This is a genomic window from Longimicrobium sp., assembly GCF_036399255.1.
In the GTDB taxonomy this organism is placed as follows: Bacteria; Gemmatimonadota; Gemmatimonadetes; order Longimicrobiales; family Longimicrobiaceae; genus Longimicrobium.
On sequence record NZ_DASWNM010000161.1, the window covers coordinates 73,318 to 90,962 of the forward strand.

Here is a 17,645-nt window from a genome sequence, read left to right on the forward strand (position 1 = left end):
ACGGCCCCGCGCGCCGACGAACCGCGGGCACACGACCACACGACCCACCACGGGCTAAAGCCCGCGGCTGGAAATGCCATAAGCCCCGCCACAGCCGCTACGCGGCCGTGCGGGGCTTCACCTTCTCGGGTCGGCAGGGTCCGAGGTGCGTCGCGACGCCCATCGTGATGCAGGCAAGGTCCTTCCGTCGCGCGCCGGGTTTGTCGGTGCAGCGGAGGGCGGCGCGGCGCTCCCTCAGGAAGTCATCGCGATGTGTTGCAGGTGAAGCCCGTTCGGCGAGCGCAAGCGAGCCGAGACGGGGCTTCTGGCATTTCCAGCCCCGGGTTTCAACCCGGGAATGGCGATGCGCGATGCAACCCGGAGGGCACGCCCCCGTTCACCCGTTCACCCGTTCACCCCTTCACCCCTTCACCCGACCCGGAACAGCCGCGCGCGCTCCTCGTACCGCGTGGCGATGGCCTCGCGCAGGTCTGGATGGTTCGCCAGCTCGGGGTCGCGCTCCACGATGGCGCGCGCCTCGCCGCGGGCGATGGAAAGCAGGTTCAGGTCGCTCTCCAGGTTGGCGAAGCGAAAGGCGGGGAGGCCGGACTGCCGCGCGCCGAACAGGTCGCCGGCGCCGCGCAGGCGCAGGTCGGCCTCGGCGATGGCGAAGCCGTCCTCGGTGGCGGCGAACACCTTGAGCCGCTCCAGCGAGCCCTGGCCGCCAAAGATGAGGATGCAGAAGCTGTCCTCCGATCCCCGCCCCACCCGCCCCCGCAGCTGGTGCAGCTGCGACAGGCCAAAGCGCTCGGCGTGCTCGATCACCATCACCGTGGCGTTGGGAACGTCGATCCCCACCTCGATCACCGTGGTCGACACCAGCACGTCCACCTCGCCGGCGGCAAAGGCCCGCATCACCCGGTCCTTTTCCTCGCCCGGCATCTGGCCGTGGATGATCGCCATCCGCAGGTCGGGAAAGAGGGCGCTCAGCTGCTCGAACTCGGCGGTGGCGGCCTTGAGCTCCACCTTCTCGGACTCTTCGACCAGCGGATAGACGATGTACGCCTGCCGCCCCTTGCGCACCTCTTCCCGGACGAACTTCAGCACCTTCGGCTGCGACGACTCCGAGCGCAGCGCGGTCTTGATGGGCCGGCGGCCGGGCGGGCGCTCGTCGAGCACGGAGATGTCGAGGTCGCCGTACAGGGTCAGCGCCAGCGAGCGGGGGATGGGGGTGGCGCTCATCACCAGCGTGTCGGCGTTCTGTCCCATCTCCTGGATGGCCAGCCGCTGCTTTACGCCGAAGCGGTGCTGCTCGTCCACCACCACCAGCCCCAGCCTGTGGAACTGCACGCCCTCCTGGATGAGCGCGTGCGTGCCCACGACGATGTCCGCGTCCCCGGAGGCGATGCGGTAGTTGACCTCCTTCCACTGCTTCGTGGAGAGGCGCCCGGTGAGAAGGGTGACGCCGACGGGAAGGCCGTCCAGCAGCTTCTGCAGCGTCCGCGCGTGCTGCTCGGCCAGGATCTCGGTGGGGACCATGAGCGCGGCCTGGTGGCCGTTCTCCACGGCGCGCAGCATGGCGAACAGGGCCACGATGGTCTTGCCCGATCCCACGTCGCCCTGCAGCAGCCGGTTCATGCGGCGGGGGCTGGACATGTCCTCGCCGATCTCCTTGAGCACGCGCTTCTGCGCCGTGGTCAGGGTGAACGGGAGCGACTTGTGGAACGGCTTGACCAGGGTGTCGCGCCGCGCAAAGGCGATCCCCGGGCGCTCGGTGGAGGCGCGGTGGTGCGCCTGGGCGTAGAGAAGCTGCAGAAAGAACAATTCCTCGAACGCCAGCCGCCGCCTTCCCTGCTCCGCCTCGGCCAGCGACGCGGGGCGGTGCAGCCACTCCAGCGCCTGGGCCAGCGGGGCCACCCCGGCGCGCTCGCGGATCTCCCTGGGCAGCCGGTCCTCGTCCTTTGCCTGGCGCAGCAGGTCGTCCAGGTTCTCGGCGATGAGGGTGCGGACCTGGCGGTGCGTAAGGCCTTCGGTGGCGGGGTAGACGGGAAAGATGGTGCCGCTTTCCTCCGCGGCCTCCTCCTTTTCGCGCGCCAGGACGGTGTACTCGCGCGGCTGGAACTGGCGGCCGTGATAGAAGCGGACGGTGCCGCGCAGCAGCAGCAGGTCGCCGCGGGCGATGGTGCGGTCCAGGAAGGGCTGGCCGGGCCAGGAGCACTCGATGAGGCCGGTGGAGTCGCGGACCACGGCCTGGAAGATCCGCAGGCCCCGGCGGGTGGGGAGCACGCCCTTGCTGACCACGCGCCCCACGATGGTGCAGTCCATCCCCGGCTCCAGCGCGCCGATCTTCGACACGGTGGAGGCGTCCTCGTACCGGTGGGGGACGTGGAAGAGCACGTCCCGCGCGGTCATCAGACCCAGCTTTGCCAGCAGGTCCGCCCGCTTGGGACCGACGCCCTTGAGAAACTGCGCGGGCCGGTCGAGGTCGGTGTAGGTGGGCACGAACGTCATATGGGATACGAACGGCGCGAGCGGCGCCGGTGACGTTCGGAATGTATTCGGCGGGCCCGGTGCGCGCGAGTGGGGACGCGCCGGAACGCGCACGCCCCCGCCAGGCGTGCCGGCGGGGGCGCGTGGAGCATCGAGCGGCCGATCAGCAGCCCTGGTAGCCCGCGGCGGTGGGGCAGTTGAAGTGGGACGGACAGGTGTTGTAGCAGGTGTACTCCACCGCGTTGCACGTGCCGCAGCTCACGTCCCAGTCCGTGTCGCCGCTGCACTCGCAGATCCGCTGCATACAGGTGGAGTCGCTCGCGTTGCCGTGCACGGTGCCGCGCGGGAATGCCTCTTCGTCGTCGGTGCGAAAGGACTCCACGTGCAGCTCGTCCACCGTCAGCTTCAGCTTCTTCATCGCTCGTCTCCCGTGTGTGCGTGTGTGTGAAGGAAAGCCCACCGGTATGCGACCCCGAAGAGCCCTCAATTGTTGCATTGTAAATGATTGATGTCCGTAAAGGCAAACACAAGTTACGGAACGAGCAGGGATGCCCTGGCGGGACAAGGTGCCTCTCAGCGCATCATCCGGCCACGTCTCGACCAGGCGTCAAGCATCCGCAGACGGGTCTCCGCACCTGTCAAATTGCGTAAAATGCACTTGAGCTTTACTATTTGTCCTATCCCGGCCGGCCATGGATGAACGTTCATCCACCCCACCTGACGGCGCGGCTCACGCGCGAGATCCGCACGCAGGACGCCCACCGTCCACGCCTGGAGGCCCTCCCATGAAGAAGCTCAACATCAGCGACCTGGAAGTAGAATCCTTTGCCACGGCGGAGAACGGTGCCCGGCTGGGCACCGTGATGGGGATGCAGGAGAGCCTGCACAGCTGTCCGCAGGTAGGCTGCGAGACCATCGACGCCGGCTGCGAGACGGGTGGTTGCGACCCTACGTTCACGGCGGTCCACACCTGTGAGCCCACCTGCGCGGACGGATGCCATCTGAGCCTTGGCGGCGATCCCGCGGAGTTCACGTGCAACCCCCAGTGCCTGAGCTACTACACGAACTGCCATCGCTGCACCTTCTGGACGTGAGGCGACAGTTCAAGCGCGCGACGCGGCCCCTTCCACGGTGCGTCCCGTGGGTTGATCGCCACAAACATGAACGGACGGAAGCGCGCGCTTCCGTCCGTTCATGCGTCCGGGTGTGTCTTCCGTACCCGCCGCTTCAGGCCTCCAGCACTTCCTTCGCGAAGGCGTCGATCTCGAAGGGGAGCAGGTCGTCCATCTTTTCGCCGACGCCGAGGAACTTGACGGGGAGGTTGAACTCCTCCTTGAGCGCCACCACGACGCCCCCGCGGGCGGTGCCGTCCATCTTGGTGAGCACGATGCCGGTGAGCGGCAGCGTCTGGCCAAAGGTGCGGATCTGCGCCATGGCGTTCTGCCCCACGGTGCCGTCCAGCACGATCAGCGTCTCGTGCGGCGCGCCGTCCAGCTTTTTAGCCACCACGCGCTGCACCTTTTCCAGCTCCTTCATCAGGTCGGTCTGCGTGTGCAGGCGGCCGGCGGTGTCGATGATGAGCACGTCGACCCCCTTTTCCTGCGCCTGCTCCATCGCGTCGAAGGCGACGGCGGCGGGGTCGCGGCCGGCTTCGCTGCCGACGAAGTCGCACCCCACGCGCTCCGCCCACCGCTTGAGCTGCTCGATGGCGCCGGCGCGGAAGGTGTCGCCCGCGGCGATCATCACCTTGCGCCCCTGGCGGGTAAGGCGGTGCGCCAGCTTGGCGATGGTGGTGGTCTTCCCCACCCCGTTGACGCCCACGACCAGGAACACCGTGGGGCCGCCCTCGTAGTTGAAGCGCAGGGCGGTGTCGGAGCGGCCGGCGCGCAGGATGGCCTCGATCTCCTCGCGGACGGCGCGCAGGAAGTCGCGCTGCGACTTCGCCACGCCGCGCTCCGCCAGCGTCTCGACCACGCCCACCAGCCGCAGCGTGGCGGTCACGCCGAAGTCGGCCGCGATCAGCGTTTCCTCCAGCCCCTCCAGCGAGCCCTCGTCGAGCCCCTTGACCAGCACCGTGACGTCCGTGAGCGCCACGTCGACGATGCGGTCCCAGAGCGACTTCTTGCCTTCTTCCTTGGTCCGGAACAGACGCGCCATCAGCCCTATCCGAGAAAAGCCGGCGCACGGCCGGCGTTCATCAATCCACAGAGAATCCGCTGCCGCGTACACCCGCCGCGCCAGCCGGTGCCCGAATATACGGCGAAGCAGCCGTACGGCCAACCGGACGCGGGATCAGGCGCCAGGACCCGTGAGCGGAGCCCCCAACGCGAAGGACGCGGAGGGCGTTGCGCGCCCTCCGCGTCCACGTTGCACATCCGCCCCTGCCGCCCGGTCTGGAGCCGGCGGGCAGGGGCGGCTCCCCGTGTTCAGCAGTAGATGCACATGGTCTGCTGGCTGTCCCAGTTGCACCGGTGGCAGTCCGTCTGGTAGCTGAGCCGGCACCCCATGTCGTAGCAGGTCTCCATCCCCGTCTCGTGCCCCTTCACCGTCCCGTGACCATCCCCCGGCACCGCCGTGTCGAACGACTCCACGGCCAGATCCTCCACCGCGAGCAGCAGCTTCTTCATGGGATTCCCCTCGATGCGGGTCCCGCCTCATGCGCCGGACGAACTCCGACGAAATCGGCGTATACTACTCTATATGAAGTCTTTTTTGGACACAACCATCTGCACCGATGCCGGCGGCGAGCGTCAGCGGTTCTCGGCCGCGTCGTTGTCTCCGGCCGCCCGGCAGGTCTTGAGCGACACGCAGGTGGTAATGAGGCAGGTCTGCTCGAAGGTGCAGTTCTCCGTCTCGACGGTGTCGTCGTGGGCGCGCACGGTGCCGCGCGCGGCTTCCACGTCCTGCGTGGCGAAGCTCTCCACCCGCAGTGTATCCAGATCCAGCGACAGCTTCTTCATCGGGTTCTCCTGATTCTCGTGGTTGATGTTCGACGGGGGCAGCAACCCGCAAATCTCATGCATCCCGACATTTCCTGTCTCGCAGACGGCCGGGAAAATCCACGGCTCGGCAAAAGATCGTTCTCACCAGAGGACGCAGAGGCCTCATACCAGATTCTCGGCCCGATCGTGCATGCCCCACAGGCCGTCTCATCCTCAGACCAGATCCTGAAAAAGAATAATCGTACAGAGGAACAGAGTCAGACAGAGAAAGCGAGCCAGGGTATCATCTTCGCTCCTCTGTCTGACTCTGTTCCTCTGTACGCATGAAGGTGTTGTTTTCCCGGATTCTGCGTCACACCGAGGACACGGAGAAGACAAGAGGACAGGTTTCTCCTCCGTGCTCTCCGTGCCTTCCGTGTGAGACGGCAGTAGAAGTTTGGGTTCACAATGAACTGCGGGATTCGGTATCAGAGGGGTTTCCTCTGCGGCCTCTGCGTGAGTCCAATTCCTTTTCCTTCAACGAAGACCGCCCCGGACGCGGGCGTGCGTCCGGGGCGGCGATGGTTCGATCGAAAGAACGCCGCGGATCAGTTGCCGGGCTTGAGCGCCTGGATCTCGGCGGGCGGGGCGAAGGCGGCGTCATCCACCACGTCGAACTCCACCGAGGTGACGGTGATCACCTGCTGGTTGCCCGCCATCTCCTGCGTGAGCTTCGTGGGCAGGCGAATGCCGCCGAACTGGCGATAGTCGCTGAGCAGCGAAACCACCTCCACGCTTCCCATCGGCGACTCCTGCGTGTTGACGCTGGCCACCATCAGCCCGCCGTCCACCGCGTAGCAGTCGAACGACTCGCGGCCGGACTTCCACACCAGCCTGACCTTGTAGCACGCCTGGCCGCCCATGGTGGTCTGCTCGACCGTCTCCATGGAGGTAAAGGCCGACGGGTCGCGCACGTTGGCCAGGGGGTCGGCCTGCTCGCGCGCGGTCTCGAGCTCGGCGCCGCTCAGCAGGCGCGCGCCCATCATGGGGTCCAGCGACCAGCCGGTGGTGCCGTCGTAGCCGTTGCGGATGTCGCCCAGCCCGGGGATGGTCACCTTGGTGGCCACGCGGTTGGGCTTGCCCGAGATCACCTCCAGCTCGCCGGTCAGGCCGGCGGCGGGCATGGAGAAGGTGCCGCGGGTGCGGGTGTTGTGGGCCGCCAGCATGGCCTCGCGGCCGCCGACGGCGTCCAGGTAGCGCTGCACCAGCTGCTGCGCGGGGGGAAGCTGCTGCGCGGCCGCGGGGGCCGGGGCCAAGGCGCATACGGCCAGCGCCAGCGCCCACACGCGCCGTCCGACGGGTCTTGCGGTCATCGGTCCTGCTCCTTTGAAGTTGCCAGTGCGCTCCCCCGACGCGGGGAAGCGGTTCAGCGCGGCGCGGATGCGCCGCGAATCCAGTCCAGCGCCGCCTGCAGCGGGCGGTCGCGCCCGGCCAGCAGGTCGGCCCGGGTAAGGGGCACGCGCTCGTCGGGCACGGCGCCGTGCCCCTCGATGCGCACGCCGTTGGGGTCCACGAAGTCGGCGACGGCGTGGTACAGCACGTCCTGGTTGGGGAGCCGCACCATCAGCGCGGGAAGCGCCATCCCCGGCGTGCGCTCGCCGAACACGCGCGCCCGGCCGACGCCCTGCATGCCGGCGGCAAAGATCTCGGAGGTGCTCATGCTCATCTCGTCAACCAGGATGGCCACGGGCCCGGCGAACGGTTGCGCGGGCCGCGCGTCGCGCGTGACGCGGCGGGGGATGGAGACGAAGCGAAGGTCGTTCTGCCGCGTCTTCATCACCCCCAGCGCCACGCTGCGGTCCAGGAAGGCGCCCGAGACGCCCATCACCAGCCCGCCCAGGCCGCCGGGGTTGCCGCGCAGGTCCACCACCATGCCGCGGCAGCCGGCGTACTCGTCCATGGCGCGCTCCCACGCGTCGCGCATGGCGGCCATCCACAGCGTCACGCGCACCACGCCCACGCAGCCGCCGTCCTGATCCACCCGCTGGCTGTGCACCTGCAGGTACATGGTGGGCAGGTTGCCAAAGCGCACCGGCTCGCCCGCCACGCGCCGCAGGGCCAGCTCGCGCTCCACGGCCGCGCCGTCGCCGCCGCGAAAGCGGGCGCGGACGGTTTCGCCCTCGCCGCCCTGCAGCAGCGCGCCCGCCCGGCCAATGACGCCCAGCCGGCCGGCGGCCTGCGCGGCCTCGCCCTGCAGCGCGCCCAGGGCGTCCAGCCAGGGCTGCACCTCGCGCCCGTCCACGGCCTCCAGCACCCAGCCGGTGCGCACGCCGGCCGCCTCGGCGGCGCCGCCCGCCTCCACGCGGGTGACGGTGACGGCGCCCTCCACCAGCCGCAGCTCCACCCCGGCGTCTGCGGGGACGGCACCCTCGCCGCCGTCCGACGCGGGGTCGACGGCGTCGGCGGCCTCGCGCGGGATGAGCGCGAAGTGGCTGTCGCCGATGCGGCCCAGCATCTCGCCGATGACGGCGCGCACCTCACCTTCCGTGCGGGCGGCCTGCACGCGCGGGCGCAGCTCGTCGCGCACGGCGGTCCAGCTGGTGCCCTTGAAGGTGGTGTCGTAGTAGCTGTTGTGGATGCGGCTCCACGCCGAGTCGAAGGTCGCCAGCGCCAGCGCCGGGTCCATCGCCGGCGCGGCGGGGGTGCCGGGCTGCGCGACGGAGCCCGCCGCGGAGCACGCGGACGCGACGGCGGCGAGCAGCAGGGACGCGAGCGGGCGGAACAGGGTGCGCGTGGGCATGCGAGCTGGGCTGGAGATGTCGGTCATCGGTGCGCCGAATACGGGCGAACGCCGGTCCGAAGTTTCAGCGGCCCACGAAGATACCAGCCCGGGCGGACGGGCGGTAGCGGGAGGAACGTAACAGCGGCGGGAGGATGACGGGCACAACGAGAAGGTGGCAGGCAGCGAACCGCGTCGGCGGGGGCCCCCTCCCCCCGGACCCCTCTCCGCCCGTTCCGCGCGGAGAGGGGGAGAACTGCGAGGGCTCGGCAAACGGGGGGGTGGGCTGCGTCGGCCGGGAATGGAGAGTGCACTAGGTGTTCCCACGATGGCGGGAAAGTGGTGCGAGTCGTGCATCGGTGGTGACGTGAATCGCACGTGAACACTTCAGCGAAGGACACCGACGATGAAGAAGCTGCGCCTGGATGCCGAGGACCTGCGGGTCGAATCGTTTCCCACCGCGCCCGCGGCCGAGGACGCGGGGACGGTGCACGCCAACGTCGCCACGCTCGCGCCGCCGTCGTGCCCCGCCCAGCTGTGCCGCACCTACGACGATACGCTCTGCGGACTGACGCGCGGCTGCGAGTAGGATTCCGCGGGTCCGGAGCGCCGTCGGATTGCGGTCCGGAGCGACCGCGCGCCTCCGGATTCGTTGCACCACGCAGACACGCGAACGCCCTCCCCGACACGGTGGAGGGCGTTCCGCTATCCGGGGCCGGCGGCGGATGCACTTCCCGTACATCGGCGATGGGCATCCGTCGGCTTGCGAGGGGTCGGGCTGCCCGTTTATGTATCCTCCGCAACCCGCAAAGGCCCGGCGCTGACCGCGGTGCTTCTCACCGTCTCGCCTGCCCTGCCACATCGCGCCCCTCTCCGCGCGCGGAACGGCACACCCTCCCTCCCGACTCGATCGATGTCCGTCGGCAACCTGCTGGCACAGGTGGTCGTGGTGCTGCTGGCGGCGCGGCTGCTGGGCGCCCTGTTCCGCCGCATCCACCAGCCGCAGGTGGTGGGCGAGATGGTCGCCGGCATCCTGCTGGGGCCGTCGCTGCTGGGGTGGGCGGCCCCGGAGGTGTCGCGCGCCCTGTTTCCCCCCGACGGCCTGGGCGCGCTGAACGCGCTGAGCCAGGTGGGGCTGCTGATCTTCATGTTCCTGCTGGGGCTGGGGATGGACCACACGCAGCTGGGCAGCCGCGCCGGCGCGGCGCTGTCCATCAGCCTGGCCAGCATGGCCGTTCCGTTTGCGCTGGGCTCAGGGCTCGCGGTGTACCTGCATCCGCTGCTGGCGCCGCCGGGCGTGCCGCTTACCGGGTTCGCCCTCTTCATGGGCGCGGCGATGAGCGTGACGGCGTTTCCCGTACTGGCGCGCATCATCACCGAGCGCGGGCTGCTGCACACGCGGTTGGGCACCCTTGCCCTGGCCTGCGCGGCGCTGGACGACGTGATCGCGTGGTGCGTGCTGGCGGCGGTGGTCGCCCTGATCCGCGCCGGGGCCGGGCCCCTGCCGCCGTGGGCCATGGTGGCGGGGGCGGCCGCGTTCGTCGCCGTGATGGTGCTGGGGGTGCGGCCGCTGCTGGCGCGCCTGGCGGCCGGCTTTTCCGGCGACGGGCACCGCCAGCGCGAGGCGCTGGGGCTGGTGCTGCTGGTGGTGCTGGCGGCGGCGTGGACCACGGAGGCGCTGGGGCTGCACGCGCTGTTCGGCGCGTTCCTGGCCGGCGTGGTGATGCCTCGCGGCAGGAGGGTCGCCGACGCGGTGGCGGGAAGGCTGGAGGATGCGACGGTCGTCCTGCTGCTTCCGCTGTTCTTTGCGTTCACCGGGCTGCGCACGCACGTGGAGATGGTGCAGGGGGGCGGGATGTGGGGGATCGCCGCGCTGGTGATCGTGGTGGCGGTGGCGGGCAAGTTCGGCGCGTCGGCGCTGGCGGCGCGGATGGCGGGGATGGACTGGCGCGAATCCGCCGCGATCGGGGTGCTGATGAACACCCGTGGCCTGATGGAGCTGGTGATCCTGAACGTGGGGCTGGAGATCGGGGTGATCTCGCCCGCGCTGTTCGCCATCATGGTGGTGATGGCCGTGGCCAGCACGGTGATGACGACACCGCTGCTGGAGTGGATCTATCCCGCCCCCCTCGTTCCGGCCGAGGCGCCCGTCGCCGGCGCGCCCGTCCATATCGTCAGCGCAGAGGCAACGGTACGAGACCCTGCTTACTCTGCTGACTCTGCGCTTTGACTTCCTGAGAGGGTGTTGCTAAACCAGCCCTTCCGCCACAGCACGGATTTTCGCAGCGCGCGCTCCGCCGCGTTGTTGGTCAAGCTCGATGGGCTCGTCCAGGAAGGTCCACAGCGACGGCCAGAGCGAAACCTTCAGCTCGCAACGAAGCGATGACTTCCTGAGGGAGCGCACCACGGGTAACCCGATTCCACACAACCACCTGCGCGCGACCGAAGGACCTCGTCCGCCTTCGCGAAGGACTGTCCTCCGGCCTCGGCAGCCGACCCCTCGGTTCTGCTGGCGAGATCCTTCGGTCGGCGCCAAAGTCCATCGTACCCGCAGGTTGCGGAGCAGCGCCTCCCTCAGGAAGTCAATCGCAGGGCGAGGTTTGGCAACACCCTCTGAGGGAGCGCACCACGTGTAATCAGAAGCTACACGACGGATTGCGCGCGACCGAAGGATCTATATCTCCGTTTCCTCCCGGCCTGCCGCGACGGCCCGGACTGGCCCTGTCTGGCTGTTTCGCCACCGAGGCTATGGCGAGGGCTGCCGCGTCCACCCTCGCGCGGGCTGACGGTAGATTCCTCGGCCCTGCAACCCGCGGCGCGATCGTCCGACGGCGGTGTGGCCGGGCCTCGGAATGACAGCCCCTACGTTCGTCAGGAGGTGGCAACTGGCCCTGTCTGGCTGTTTCGTCGCCGCAGTGCCCGTGCGGGCTGCCGCGTCCACCCTCGCGCGAGCCGACGGCAGATTCCTCGGCCCTGCAACCCGCGGTGCATTCGGCCAATGGCGGTGTGGCCGGGCCTCGGAATGACAGCCCCTGCTTTCGTCAGAAAGGTGCCGAGAGGCTGGGCGAACCCCTCACCCCGTATTCCGCAGGCCGGCGGAGATGCCGTTGATGGTGGCGGCGAGGGCGTAGTCCAGCTCGTCGCCCTCTTCGCCGGCGCGGCGCCGACGGAGGAGGCTCACCTGGATGAGGCTGAGCGGGTCCACGTACGGGTTGCGCAGGCGGATGGAGCGCGCCAGCACGGGGTTGGTCTCCAGCAGCCGCGACTGGCCGCTCACGCGCAGCACCATGCGCCGCGTGCGCTCGAACTCGTCCACGATCATCCCGAACACGCGGTCGCGCAGATCCGGGTCGGGCACCAGCTCGGCGTAGCGGCGGGCGATGGGAAGGTCGGCCTTGGCCATCCCCATCTCCACGTTGCGCACCAGGTCCTCGAAGAGCGCGAAGTCCGCCATCATCTCCCCCAGCAGCGCCTCGTGCTCCGCCCCGCGCGCGGCGAACCGCTCCAGCGCGTACCCCACGCCGAACCAGGCGGGGAGCACGTGGCGGCTCTGCATCCACCCGAACACCCAGGGAATGGCGCGCAGGTCGTCAAGCCCGCGCGTTTCGCCCCGCCGCGCCGGGCGCGAGCCGATGCGCGCGTGCTCCAATTCGCCCACCGGCGTCCCCTGCTGAAAGTACACCAGGATGTCGGGGTTCTCCGCCACGTGCTCGCGGTAGAAGCCGAACGCCTCCGCCGACATCTCCTCCATCGCCCGCTCCCACCGCTCTTCCTGCTCGCGCGAGGGGGACGAGGTGCGGGCCAGGGCGTCCAGCGAGGCGGCCACCATCAGCTCCAGGCTGCGCTCGGCCAGGACGGGATCGGCGTACTTCCAGTTGAGCACCTCGCCCTGCTCGGTGATCTTGATCTCGCCGCTGAAGGCGCCCGGCGGCTGCGAGGTGATGGCGCGGTGCGTGGGTCCCCCGCCCCGCCCCACGGTTCCGCCGCGGCCGTGGAACAGGCGCAGCGTCACGCCGCAGTCGCGCGCCACGCGGTGCAGCTCGCGGTGCGCCTTGAAGATCTCCCAGGTGCTGGTGAGCATCCCCCCGTCCTTGTTGCTGTCGGAGTAGCCCAGCATCACCTCCTGCCGGCGGCCCCACGAATCCAGCAGCCGCGCGTAGTCGTCGCGCGTCCACAGCGCGCGGCAGATCTCCGGTGCGTTGCGCAGGTCCTCGATGCTCTCGAAGAGCGGCACCGGCATCAATCCAGGATCGTCCTCCGTTCCCGCCACGCGCACGCCGCTGGTCTCGGCCAGGCGCACGACCGCCAGGATGTCATCCACCGAACGCGCGCCGCTGATGACGTACGTCTGCACGGCTTCGGGCGGATACGTGCGCTTGACCTCGGCGATGGTGCGCATGGCATCCAGCAGCTTCATCGTATCCTCCGACGGCGGCGCCGGGAGGGGCGACTCGGCGTCCGCGCCGCCGCCGAACAGCTCGGCCATGGCGCGCTCGTGGATGCGCGCGTGCTGGCGCACGTCCAGGGCGTGCAGGTGAAAGCCGAACGTCTCTACCTTGCGCAGCAGCGGGCCCAGCAGCAGCCGCGCCGGACGGTCGCCGCGGTTCTGCACCAGGCTCTCGCGCACCAGGCGCAGGTCCGCGGCGAAGGCGGCCGCATCGGGATAGGCGTGCGGATTCGCCGAGTCGTCGCGGGCGGCGCGCAGGCGCCATCCCACGTAGCCCAGAAAGCGGCGGTACGTCTCGGTGGGCGAGCGGGTCTCGGGATGCGGGTCCAGCGAAGGGATGGTGTCGGCGTACCGCTCCAGCGTCGCGCTCAGTTCGGGGGAGACGGGCACCTGCAGGGTGGAGGGGCTCAGCCGCTCGGACAGCTCCTCCAGGTTTTTGACGTAGTAGTCCAGGATGGTCTCGCGGGCCAGCCGCAGCGCGCCGCGGGTGACCTCGGGGGTGACGAACGGGTTGCCGTCGCGGTCGCCGCCGATCCACGAGCCGAAGCGGACGATCTGCGGAAGCTCGCGCGCGGGCGGCGACTGGCCGTAGACGCGGCGGAATGCGTCCGCCATCTCGAAGTACAGCGCCGGGAGCGTGGGGATGAGGACGCCGGGATAGTAGTCCAGCCCCATCTTGACCTCGTCCGTCACCGACGGCTGGCGGCGGCGCACCTCGTCGCTCTGCCAGATGGCGGTGATCTCGGCGGCGATGGCGGACTCCTCGACGGAGGCCTCGGTGTCGGTCAGGGGCAGGCGGTCCAGCCGCTCCAGCGCGTCGGCGATGCGGCGGCGCTTGAAGAGCACGGTGCGCCGCGACACCTCGGTGGGGTGCGCGGTAAAGACGGGGACCACGGAGATGCGGGCCAGGTGCCGGAGCACGGCGTCCAGGCTCAGCCCGGCGTCGCGCAGGCGGACGAGGGTGCCGCGAAAGGTGCCGGGCTGCGGCGCCTGGTCGGCGTCCAGGGCGGTGGCGCGGCGGCGGCGCTTGCGGTGGTTGGTCTCGGCGAGGTTGGTGAGTTCGAAGTAGATGGCGAACGCGCGCGTCAGCCGGTACGCGTCGGCCACGGCCATGCCGTCCACCCGCTGCTCGGCGCGGCGCATGGGCTCGTCGTCCGATTCAGCCGGTGGCGCGGGGTCGCCGCCCTCGATCTCGCGGTGGCGAATGGCCAGGTGGCGCAGTTCCTCGACGGCGCCAAAGATGGCGTCGCCCTCCTGCTCGCGGATCACGTCGCCCAGCAGCCGGCCCAGCGAGCGCACGTCCTGCCGCAGCGGCGCTTCCTTGAGCGACGCCTCGTCGGCCGTAAGCTCGGCCAGCCGCCGCGCCTGGTCGTGCACCTTCCAGAGTGGTTCGTCCGCCATGCAGATCCGTCGTGGGTGTGGATGAGCTTCGATCGTGTCAGCGGGAGTCGGGCCCGGCGGGGGGCCCCTCCCCCGGCCCCTCCCCGCTCGTTCCTCGCGGAGAGGGGAGAATTCGATCGCGCTTCGGACGGGGCATGCGCGAGGGGCTCGCCCCCTCCGCTCGCCTAGGCTCGCACCTCCCCCAAAACTGCTGGGGGAGGTTGGCGGTGCCGCCGGCATCGGGAATCGACGAACGGAATCGAACTGCGCCCGGCAGGGCCCCTCCCCTGATCCTCCCCCCTCGCTCTGCGGCGAGAGGGGAAAATACGATCGCGCTGCGGTGGCTGTGTGCCATTCCGCGGGCGCCCCCTCCGGCTCGCTTAGGCTCGCCACCTCCCCCAAAACTGCTGGGGGAGGTTGGTGGTGCCGCCGGCATCGGGAATCGACGAACGGAATCGAACTGCGCCCGGCAGGGCCTCTCCCCAGCCCTCTGCCAGCGAGCCCGGTTTCGCCCCACTCGCGCCTGAAGCCGGTGAATCCCGCCCGCGAAGCCGCCTTCCAACGCTACCGGACCACCCACAGCCCCACGCCGGGATTGAACCGCGCGGCGATCTCCGCGACGCGGACGGGGTCGCCTTCGTAGTCTCCGGCCACGTGCCCCGCCTCCACGGGCAGCGCGCCCTCACGCACCCAGTGGTACAGCGTGTCGAACATCGCCTCCATGCTCACGAAGGCCGTTCGAACGTCGGCGTACTCGGATACGGTGAGGATGGCACACGAGCCCCCGTCCGCGTGGGCGGTGTTCAGCATGTAGAAGTTGGCGTCCTCCTGCAGCAGCGGAAACCAGCCCGTGCCGCCGGCGGCCACCTTCTCCGGCGACTGGTACAGCCCATCCCGCTTCTGGGCGCCGTACTGCTCGACGGCATCCTCCAGGCTGAGCAGCCAGTAGATGCCGTACAGGGTCGGCTGGTCCTCGGAGTACTGATAGCCGCGCGGCAGGCTGAACCGGCCGTAGAAGTCGACGGCCTCCCGCGGAAGCTCCACGCCCGTGGGCGCCATGATCTCGCGGATGCGGTCTTCCGCCAGCCCCGGACGGAGGTACCGGGTGAAGGTGTCGTCCTTTGCCGCCAGCAGATCGAAAAGCCGGGTGGCCGATTCCACGACGCTCACGTCCGCGCTCCTTGCCTGGGTGGATCCGCCATTCGGCACGAGAAAGCGTGTGTGTGCAAGAGAACGCCCGCGCCGGCATCCGTCTACAGCGCCTTCACCTCCGCCACCCGCGTCTCGACCGACTTCTTCGCGTCGCTGAAGAGCATCTCCGTCTCCCGCGGTAGAACAGCCCGTTGTCCACACCGCTCCACCCGGGGCCAGGCTGCGCTTGAAACCGACACCGGCCCGATAGCGGCCAATGCACAATCTTGCGCGAAACGTATGAGGTCCTGGATATTGAATCGGCGGCGGCCAGGCAGCATCTCGAGTGCGCGGGCGAGCATATCCCGCGCCCGCGCCAGCCGCAGACGCGGGAGGGCCGGGTCCTCCCCTACCCACCACCTGATCCAGGAGCAAGCATGGTTACGCTGCACGCAATCTCGAGGACGGTCTTCGTGGTTGGAACGGGCCTGGCGCTGACGTTCGGATTCACGACCGCCGCGGCCGGCGCGCGCATCCCCAATACGCCCCCGGCCGAGCCCACGCTGGAATGCCAGGAATCGGGAGGGTGGGCCAGCTGCGGCACGCAGGCGGCATGCGCGTACGCGTGCAGGTACTACGGATTCCCGTCGGGCATCTCGGCGTGCAACGTCTCCACGCGTTGCTGCTACTGCGGCTCGTAACGAAACTCGCGGCAACGGGCGAGGGGCGGCCTCAACCAGGGGCCGCCCCTTTCGCGTGGTCCGCCCCGCGCGGCGCATCCCCGGGACGTGAGATCAGCCCCACCACATCTTTACCGCGACCAGCCCGAGGAACACGGCAAACGCGCGTCGCAGCGCCAGCGGCGACATTCCCTGGGCGTAGCGTGCGCCGAAGTACGCGCCCACCGCCAGGCCCAGCGCAATGCACAGCGAGGCAGTCATGTTGACGTTTCCATTCTTGTAGTACTGCCACGCCCCCAGCGCGCCGACGGGGAGCAGGAGCGCCGCCAGCGAGGTGCCCGTGGCAAGCACGGGCGGCATGCGGGCCAGCAGCAGCAGCGCCGGTACGATGAGCACGCCCCCGCCGATGCCGAAGAGCCCGGAGAGCACGCCCGCCGAAAGCCCGATCACCAGAAAGAGTAGGATGCTCACCATGCCGATTCCGGTGGAAGGAAGCCTGTTCAGTCACCCGCCGCCGGGCCACCCGGCGTGCATGTCCATAATGTCGCGGCCGGCATCCCCGCGCCAGCGGCGTGTCGATCCCGCACCGGACGGCCGCCAGCCGTCCTCCGGACCGCAACCGAAGTGAATTCGCCGCACTGCGTCCGTCACGAGAAGGACGATTCGTGTGGCGGGCACATCTACAGATGTTCCCTTGATACGTAAAAAGTAGCAGCTTACAATGCGTACGCGGGATCTATTCCCGACCTTTTGAGCCGCGGCCGCAAGCCCCGGTGCCTCGCCGCTACGCCAGGGCTCCGTCGCCGCTTCGTCCCTTCCGCTGCGCGGACAAAAGGGCGCGTCGCCAGCGCAGCCGGACCTGCCTTTCATCTTCCTGCTTCTTCGCACGCCCATGACCGACGAACCGAACCGGCTTCCGATCCGCAAACTGTACCTCATTGGCGCGAGCGTAGCCACCGTCGTGGCGGTGATCGCGGGAATCAGCGCGGACCTGTTCGAGCTGAGCTCCAACATCGGCTGGTGGCGGGTGGGGCTGGCGTTCGCGATCGTGAGCCTGCTGGCGGCCGCCATCGCGGGAATGCGGGAGATGCTGCGGCTGCACCACGAGGTGGAGGCGCTCAAGGAAAAGCGAGACGTGGAGTACCTGCGTACCCCCGCGGACGTGCTGAGCAGGGCGGCCGCGCTGTTGGACGCGAGCGAGAGCTCGCTGGAGTACTACGGAGGGCTCAACCTCATCAACGCCGACGCGGCGCAGAAGCCGACGGAGAAAGACAAGCTGGCGCGCTGGTGGAACTCATTGAGCGAACGGCTCAAGCAGGACCACTTCTACGTCACGCGGTACATCGATTTCCTGATGCCGTCGGAGCTCGCCGGGCTGTACGACGACCAGCACGTGCCGCTCAGCCAGATCCGCGATCAGGTGGCCGAGTACACCCGGTGGATCGAGAGGCAGGCCCAGGCGATGGCGGCCGGGGCGGACGGCAACGCGTTCTACAACCTGCGCGGAGCGCCCATCTGGCAATGGGGCATGCACGTGTTGGTCTTCGATCGTCGCCACGTCATGCTGGTGTTCACCAACACGCGGCGGAACTACCGCGCGCTGGTGCTGACCAACGAGCCCGACGCGGCCAACGACATCCACGAGGCCTTCGAAACCTGGCACCGCAACCTCCGGCGCCAGCCCATCTCCATCGAGCAGCTGCGTGCGGCGGTAGAGAACGGCAACGCCTGGATTCTCGCACACTCCGAGTCCGACCCTCAGGCACCTGCACCTGGCCGCGTGAGCGGAGCCGCCACCGATCCCACCCATATCCGTGCGTTCCACGCGTGAACAACCC

At 69.3% G+C, this 17,645-nt stretch carries 15 protein-coding genes; 5 read left to right on the plus strand and 10 right to left on the minus strand.

Features of this window, described 5'->3' with window-relative positions:
• Positions 1 to 408: 408 nt before the first annotated feature.
• Positions 409 to 2,481, minus strand: a complete 2,073-nt coding sequence (recG, locus tag VGC13_RS30455; protein WP_331129116.1) for an ATP-dependent DNA helicase RecG — start codon at positions 2,479 to 2,481, stop codon at positions 409 to 411.
• Between the two features lie 151 nt (positions 2,482 to 2,632).
• Entirely contained in the window at positions 2,633 to 2,887 is a 255-nt protein-coding gene (locus tag VGC13_RS30460) for a hypothetical protein (RefSeq protein WP_331129117.1), read from the minus strand.
• A gap of 367 nt (positions 2,888 to 3,254) precedes the next feature.
• Between VGC13_RS30460 and VGC13_RS30465 the strand changes: the two genes are divergently transcribed.
• Positions 3,255 to 3,563 (plus strand): pinensin family lanthipeptide, encoded by a 309-nt coding sequence (locus VGC13_RS30465; RefSeq protein ID WP_331129118.1) that lies wholly within the window; start codon positions 3,255 to 3,257, stop codon positions 3,561 to 3,563.
• Between the two features lie 133 nt (positions 3,564 to 3,696).
• On the opposite strand, the gene ftsY is transcribed toward VGC13_RS30465, so the two are convergent.
• From ftsY to VGC13_RS30490, 5 genes are all read right to left on the minus strand, one after another.
• The gene (ftsY, locus tag VGC13_RS30470) at positions 3,697 to 4,626 is read right to left on the minus strand and encodes a signal recognition particle-docking protein FtsY (RefSeq protein WP_331129119.1); all 930 of its coding nucleotides are present in this window, start codon (positions 4,624 to 4,626) and stop codon (positions 3,697 to 3,699) included.
• Between the two features lie 269 nt (positions 4,627 to 4,895).
• Positions 4,896 to 5,096 (minus strand): hypothetical protein, encoded by a 201-nt coding sequence (locus VGC13_RS30475; protein ID WP_331129120.1) that lies wholly within the window; start codon positions 5,094 to 5,096, stop codon positions 4,896 to 4,898.
• A 123-nt stretch (positions 5,097 to 5,219) separates the two neighbouring features.
• Entirely contained in the window at positions 5,220 to 5,429 is a 210-nt protein-coding gene (locus VGC13_RS30480) for a hypothetical protein (RefSeq protein WP_331129121.1), read from the minus strand.
• A gap of 569 nt (positions 5,430 to 5,998) precedes the next feature.
• The gene (locus tag VGC13_RS30485; RefSeq protein ID WP_331129122.1) at positions 5,999 to 6,763 is read right to left on the minus strand and encodes a hypothetical protein; all 765 of its coding nucleotides are present in this window, start codon (positions 6,761 to 6,763) and stop codon (positions 5,999 to 6,001) included.
• Between the two features lie 53 nt (positions 6,764 to 6,816).
• On the minus strand, positions 6,817 to 8,190 hold the full coding sequence (locus VGC13_RS30490; RefSeq protein WP_331129123.1) for a S41 family peptidase: 1,374 nt from the start codon (positions 8,188 to 8,190) through the stop codon (positions 6,817 to 6,819).
• Between the two features lie 385 nt (positions 8,191 to 8,575).
• Between VGC13_RS30490 and VGC13_RS30495 the strand changes: the two genes are divergently transcribed.
• Together VGC13_RS30495 and VGC13_RS30500 are read left to right on the plus strand one after the other, a co-directional pair.
• Positions 8,576 to 8,758: a hypothetical protein gene (locus tag VGC13_RS30495; RefSeq protein ID WP_331129124.1), complete on the plus strand. Its 183-nt coding sequence runs from the start codon at positions 8,576 to 8,578 to the stop codon at positions 8,756 to 8,758.
• 324 nt (positions 8,759 to 9,082) lie between these two features.
• Positions 9,083 to 10,399 (plus strand): cation:proton antiporter, encoded by a 1,317-nt coding sequence (locus tag VGC13_RS30500; RefSeq protein ID WP_331129125.1) that lies wholly within the window; start codon positions 9,083 to 9,085, stop codon positions 10,397 to 10,399.
• Positions 10,400 to 11,242: 843 nt separating this feature from the next.
• On the opposite strand, the gene VGC13_RS30505 is transcribed toward VGC13_RS30500, so the two are convergent.
• Both VGC13_RS30505 and VGC13_RS30510 read right to left on the minus strand, forming a co-directional pair.
• Positions 11,243 to 14,017: a phosphoenolpyruvate carboxylase gene (locus VGC13_RS30505; protein ID WP_331129126.1), complete on the minus strand. Its 2,775-nt coding sequence runs from the start codon at positions 14,015 to 14,017 to the stop codon at positions 11,243 to 11,245.
• Between the two features lie 543 nt (positions 14,018 to 14,560).
• Complete coding sequence (locus VGC13_RS30510; protein WP_331129127.1) at positions 14,561 to 15,166, minus strand: hypothetical protein; 606 nt, start codon at positions 15,164 to 15,166, stop codon at positions 14,561 to 14,563.
• A 398-nt stretch (positions 15,167 to 15,564) separates the two neighbouring features.
• Here VGC13_RS30510 and VGC13_RS30515 point away from each other — a divergent pair, with 398 nt between their 5' ends.
• Entirely contained in the window at positions 15,565 to 15,828 is a 264-nt protein-coding gene (locus VGC13_RS30515; protein WP_331129128.1) for a hypothetical protein, read from the plus strand.
• 93 nt (positions 15,829 to 15,921) lie between these two features.
• Here VGC13_RS30515 and VGC13_RS30520 read toward each other — a convergent pair whose 3' ends face one another.
• On the minus strand, positions 15,922 to 16,281 hold the full coding sequence (locus tag VGC13_RS30520; protein ID WP_414683024.1) for a sulfite exporter TauE/SafE family protein: 360 nt from the start codon (positions 16,279 to 16,281) through the stop codon (positions 15,922 to 15,924).
• Positions 16,282 to 16,699: 418 nt separating this feature from the next.
• Here VGC13_RS30520 and VGC13_RS30525 point away from each other — a divergent pair, with 418 nt between their 5' ends.
• Complete coding sequence (locus tag VGC13_RS30525) at positions 16,700 to 17,638, plus strand: hypothetical protein (RefSeq protein WP_331129130.1); 939 nt, start codon at positions 16,700 to 16,702, stop codon at positions 17,636 to 17,638.
• The last annotated feature ends 7 nt before the right edge of the window (positions 17,639 to 17,645 follow it).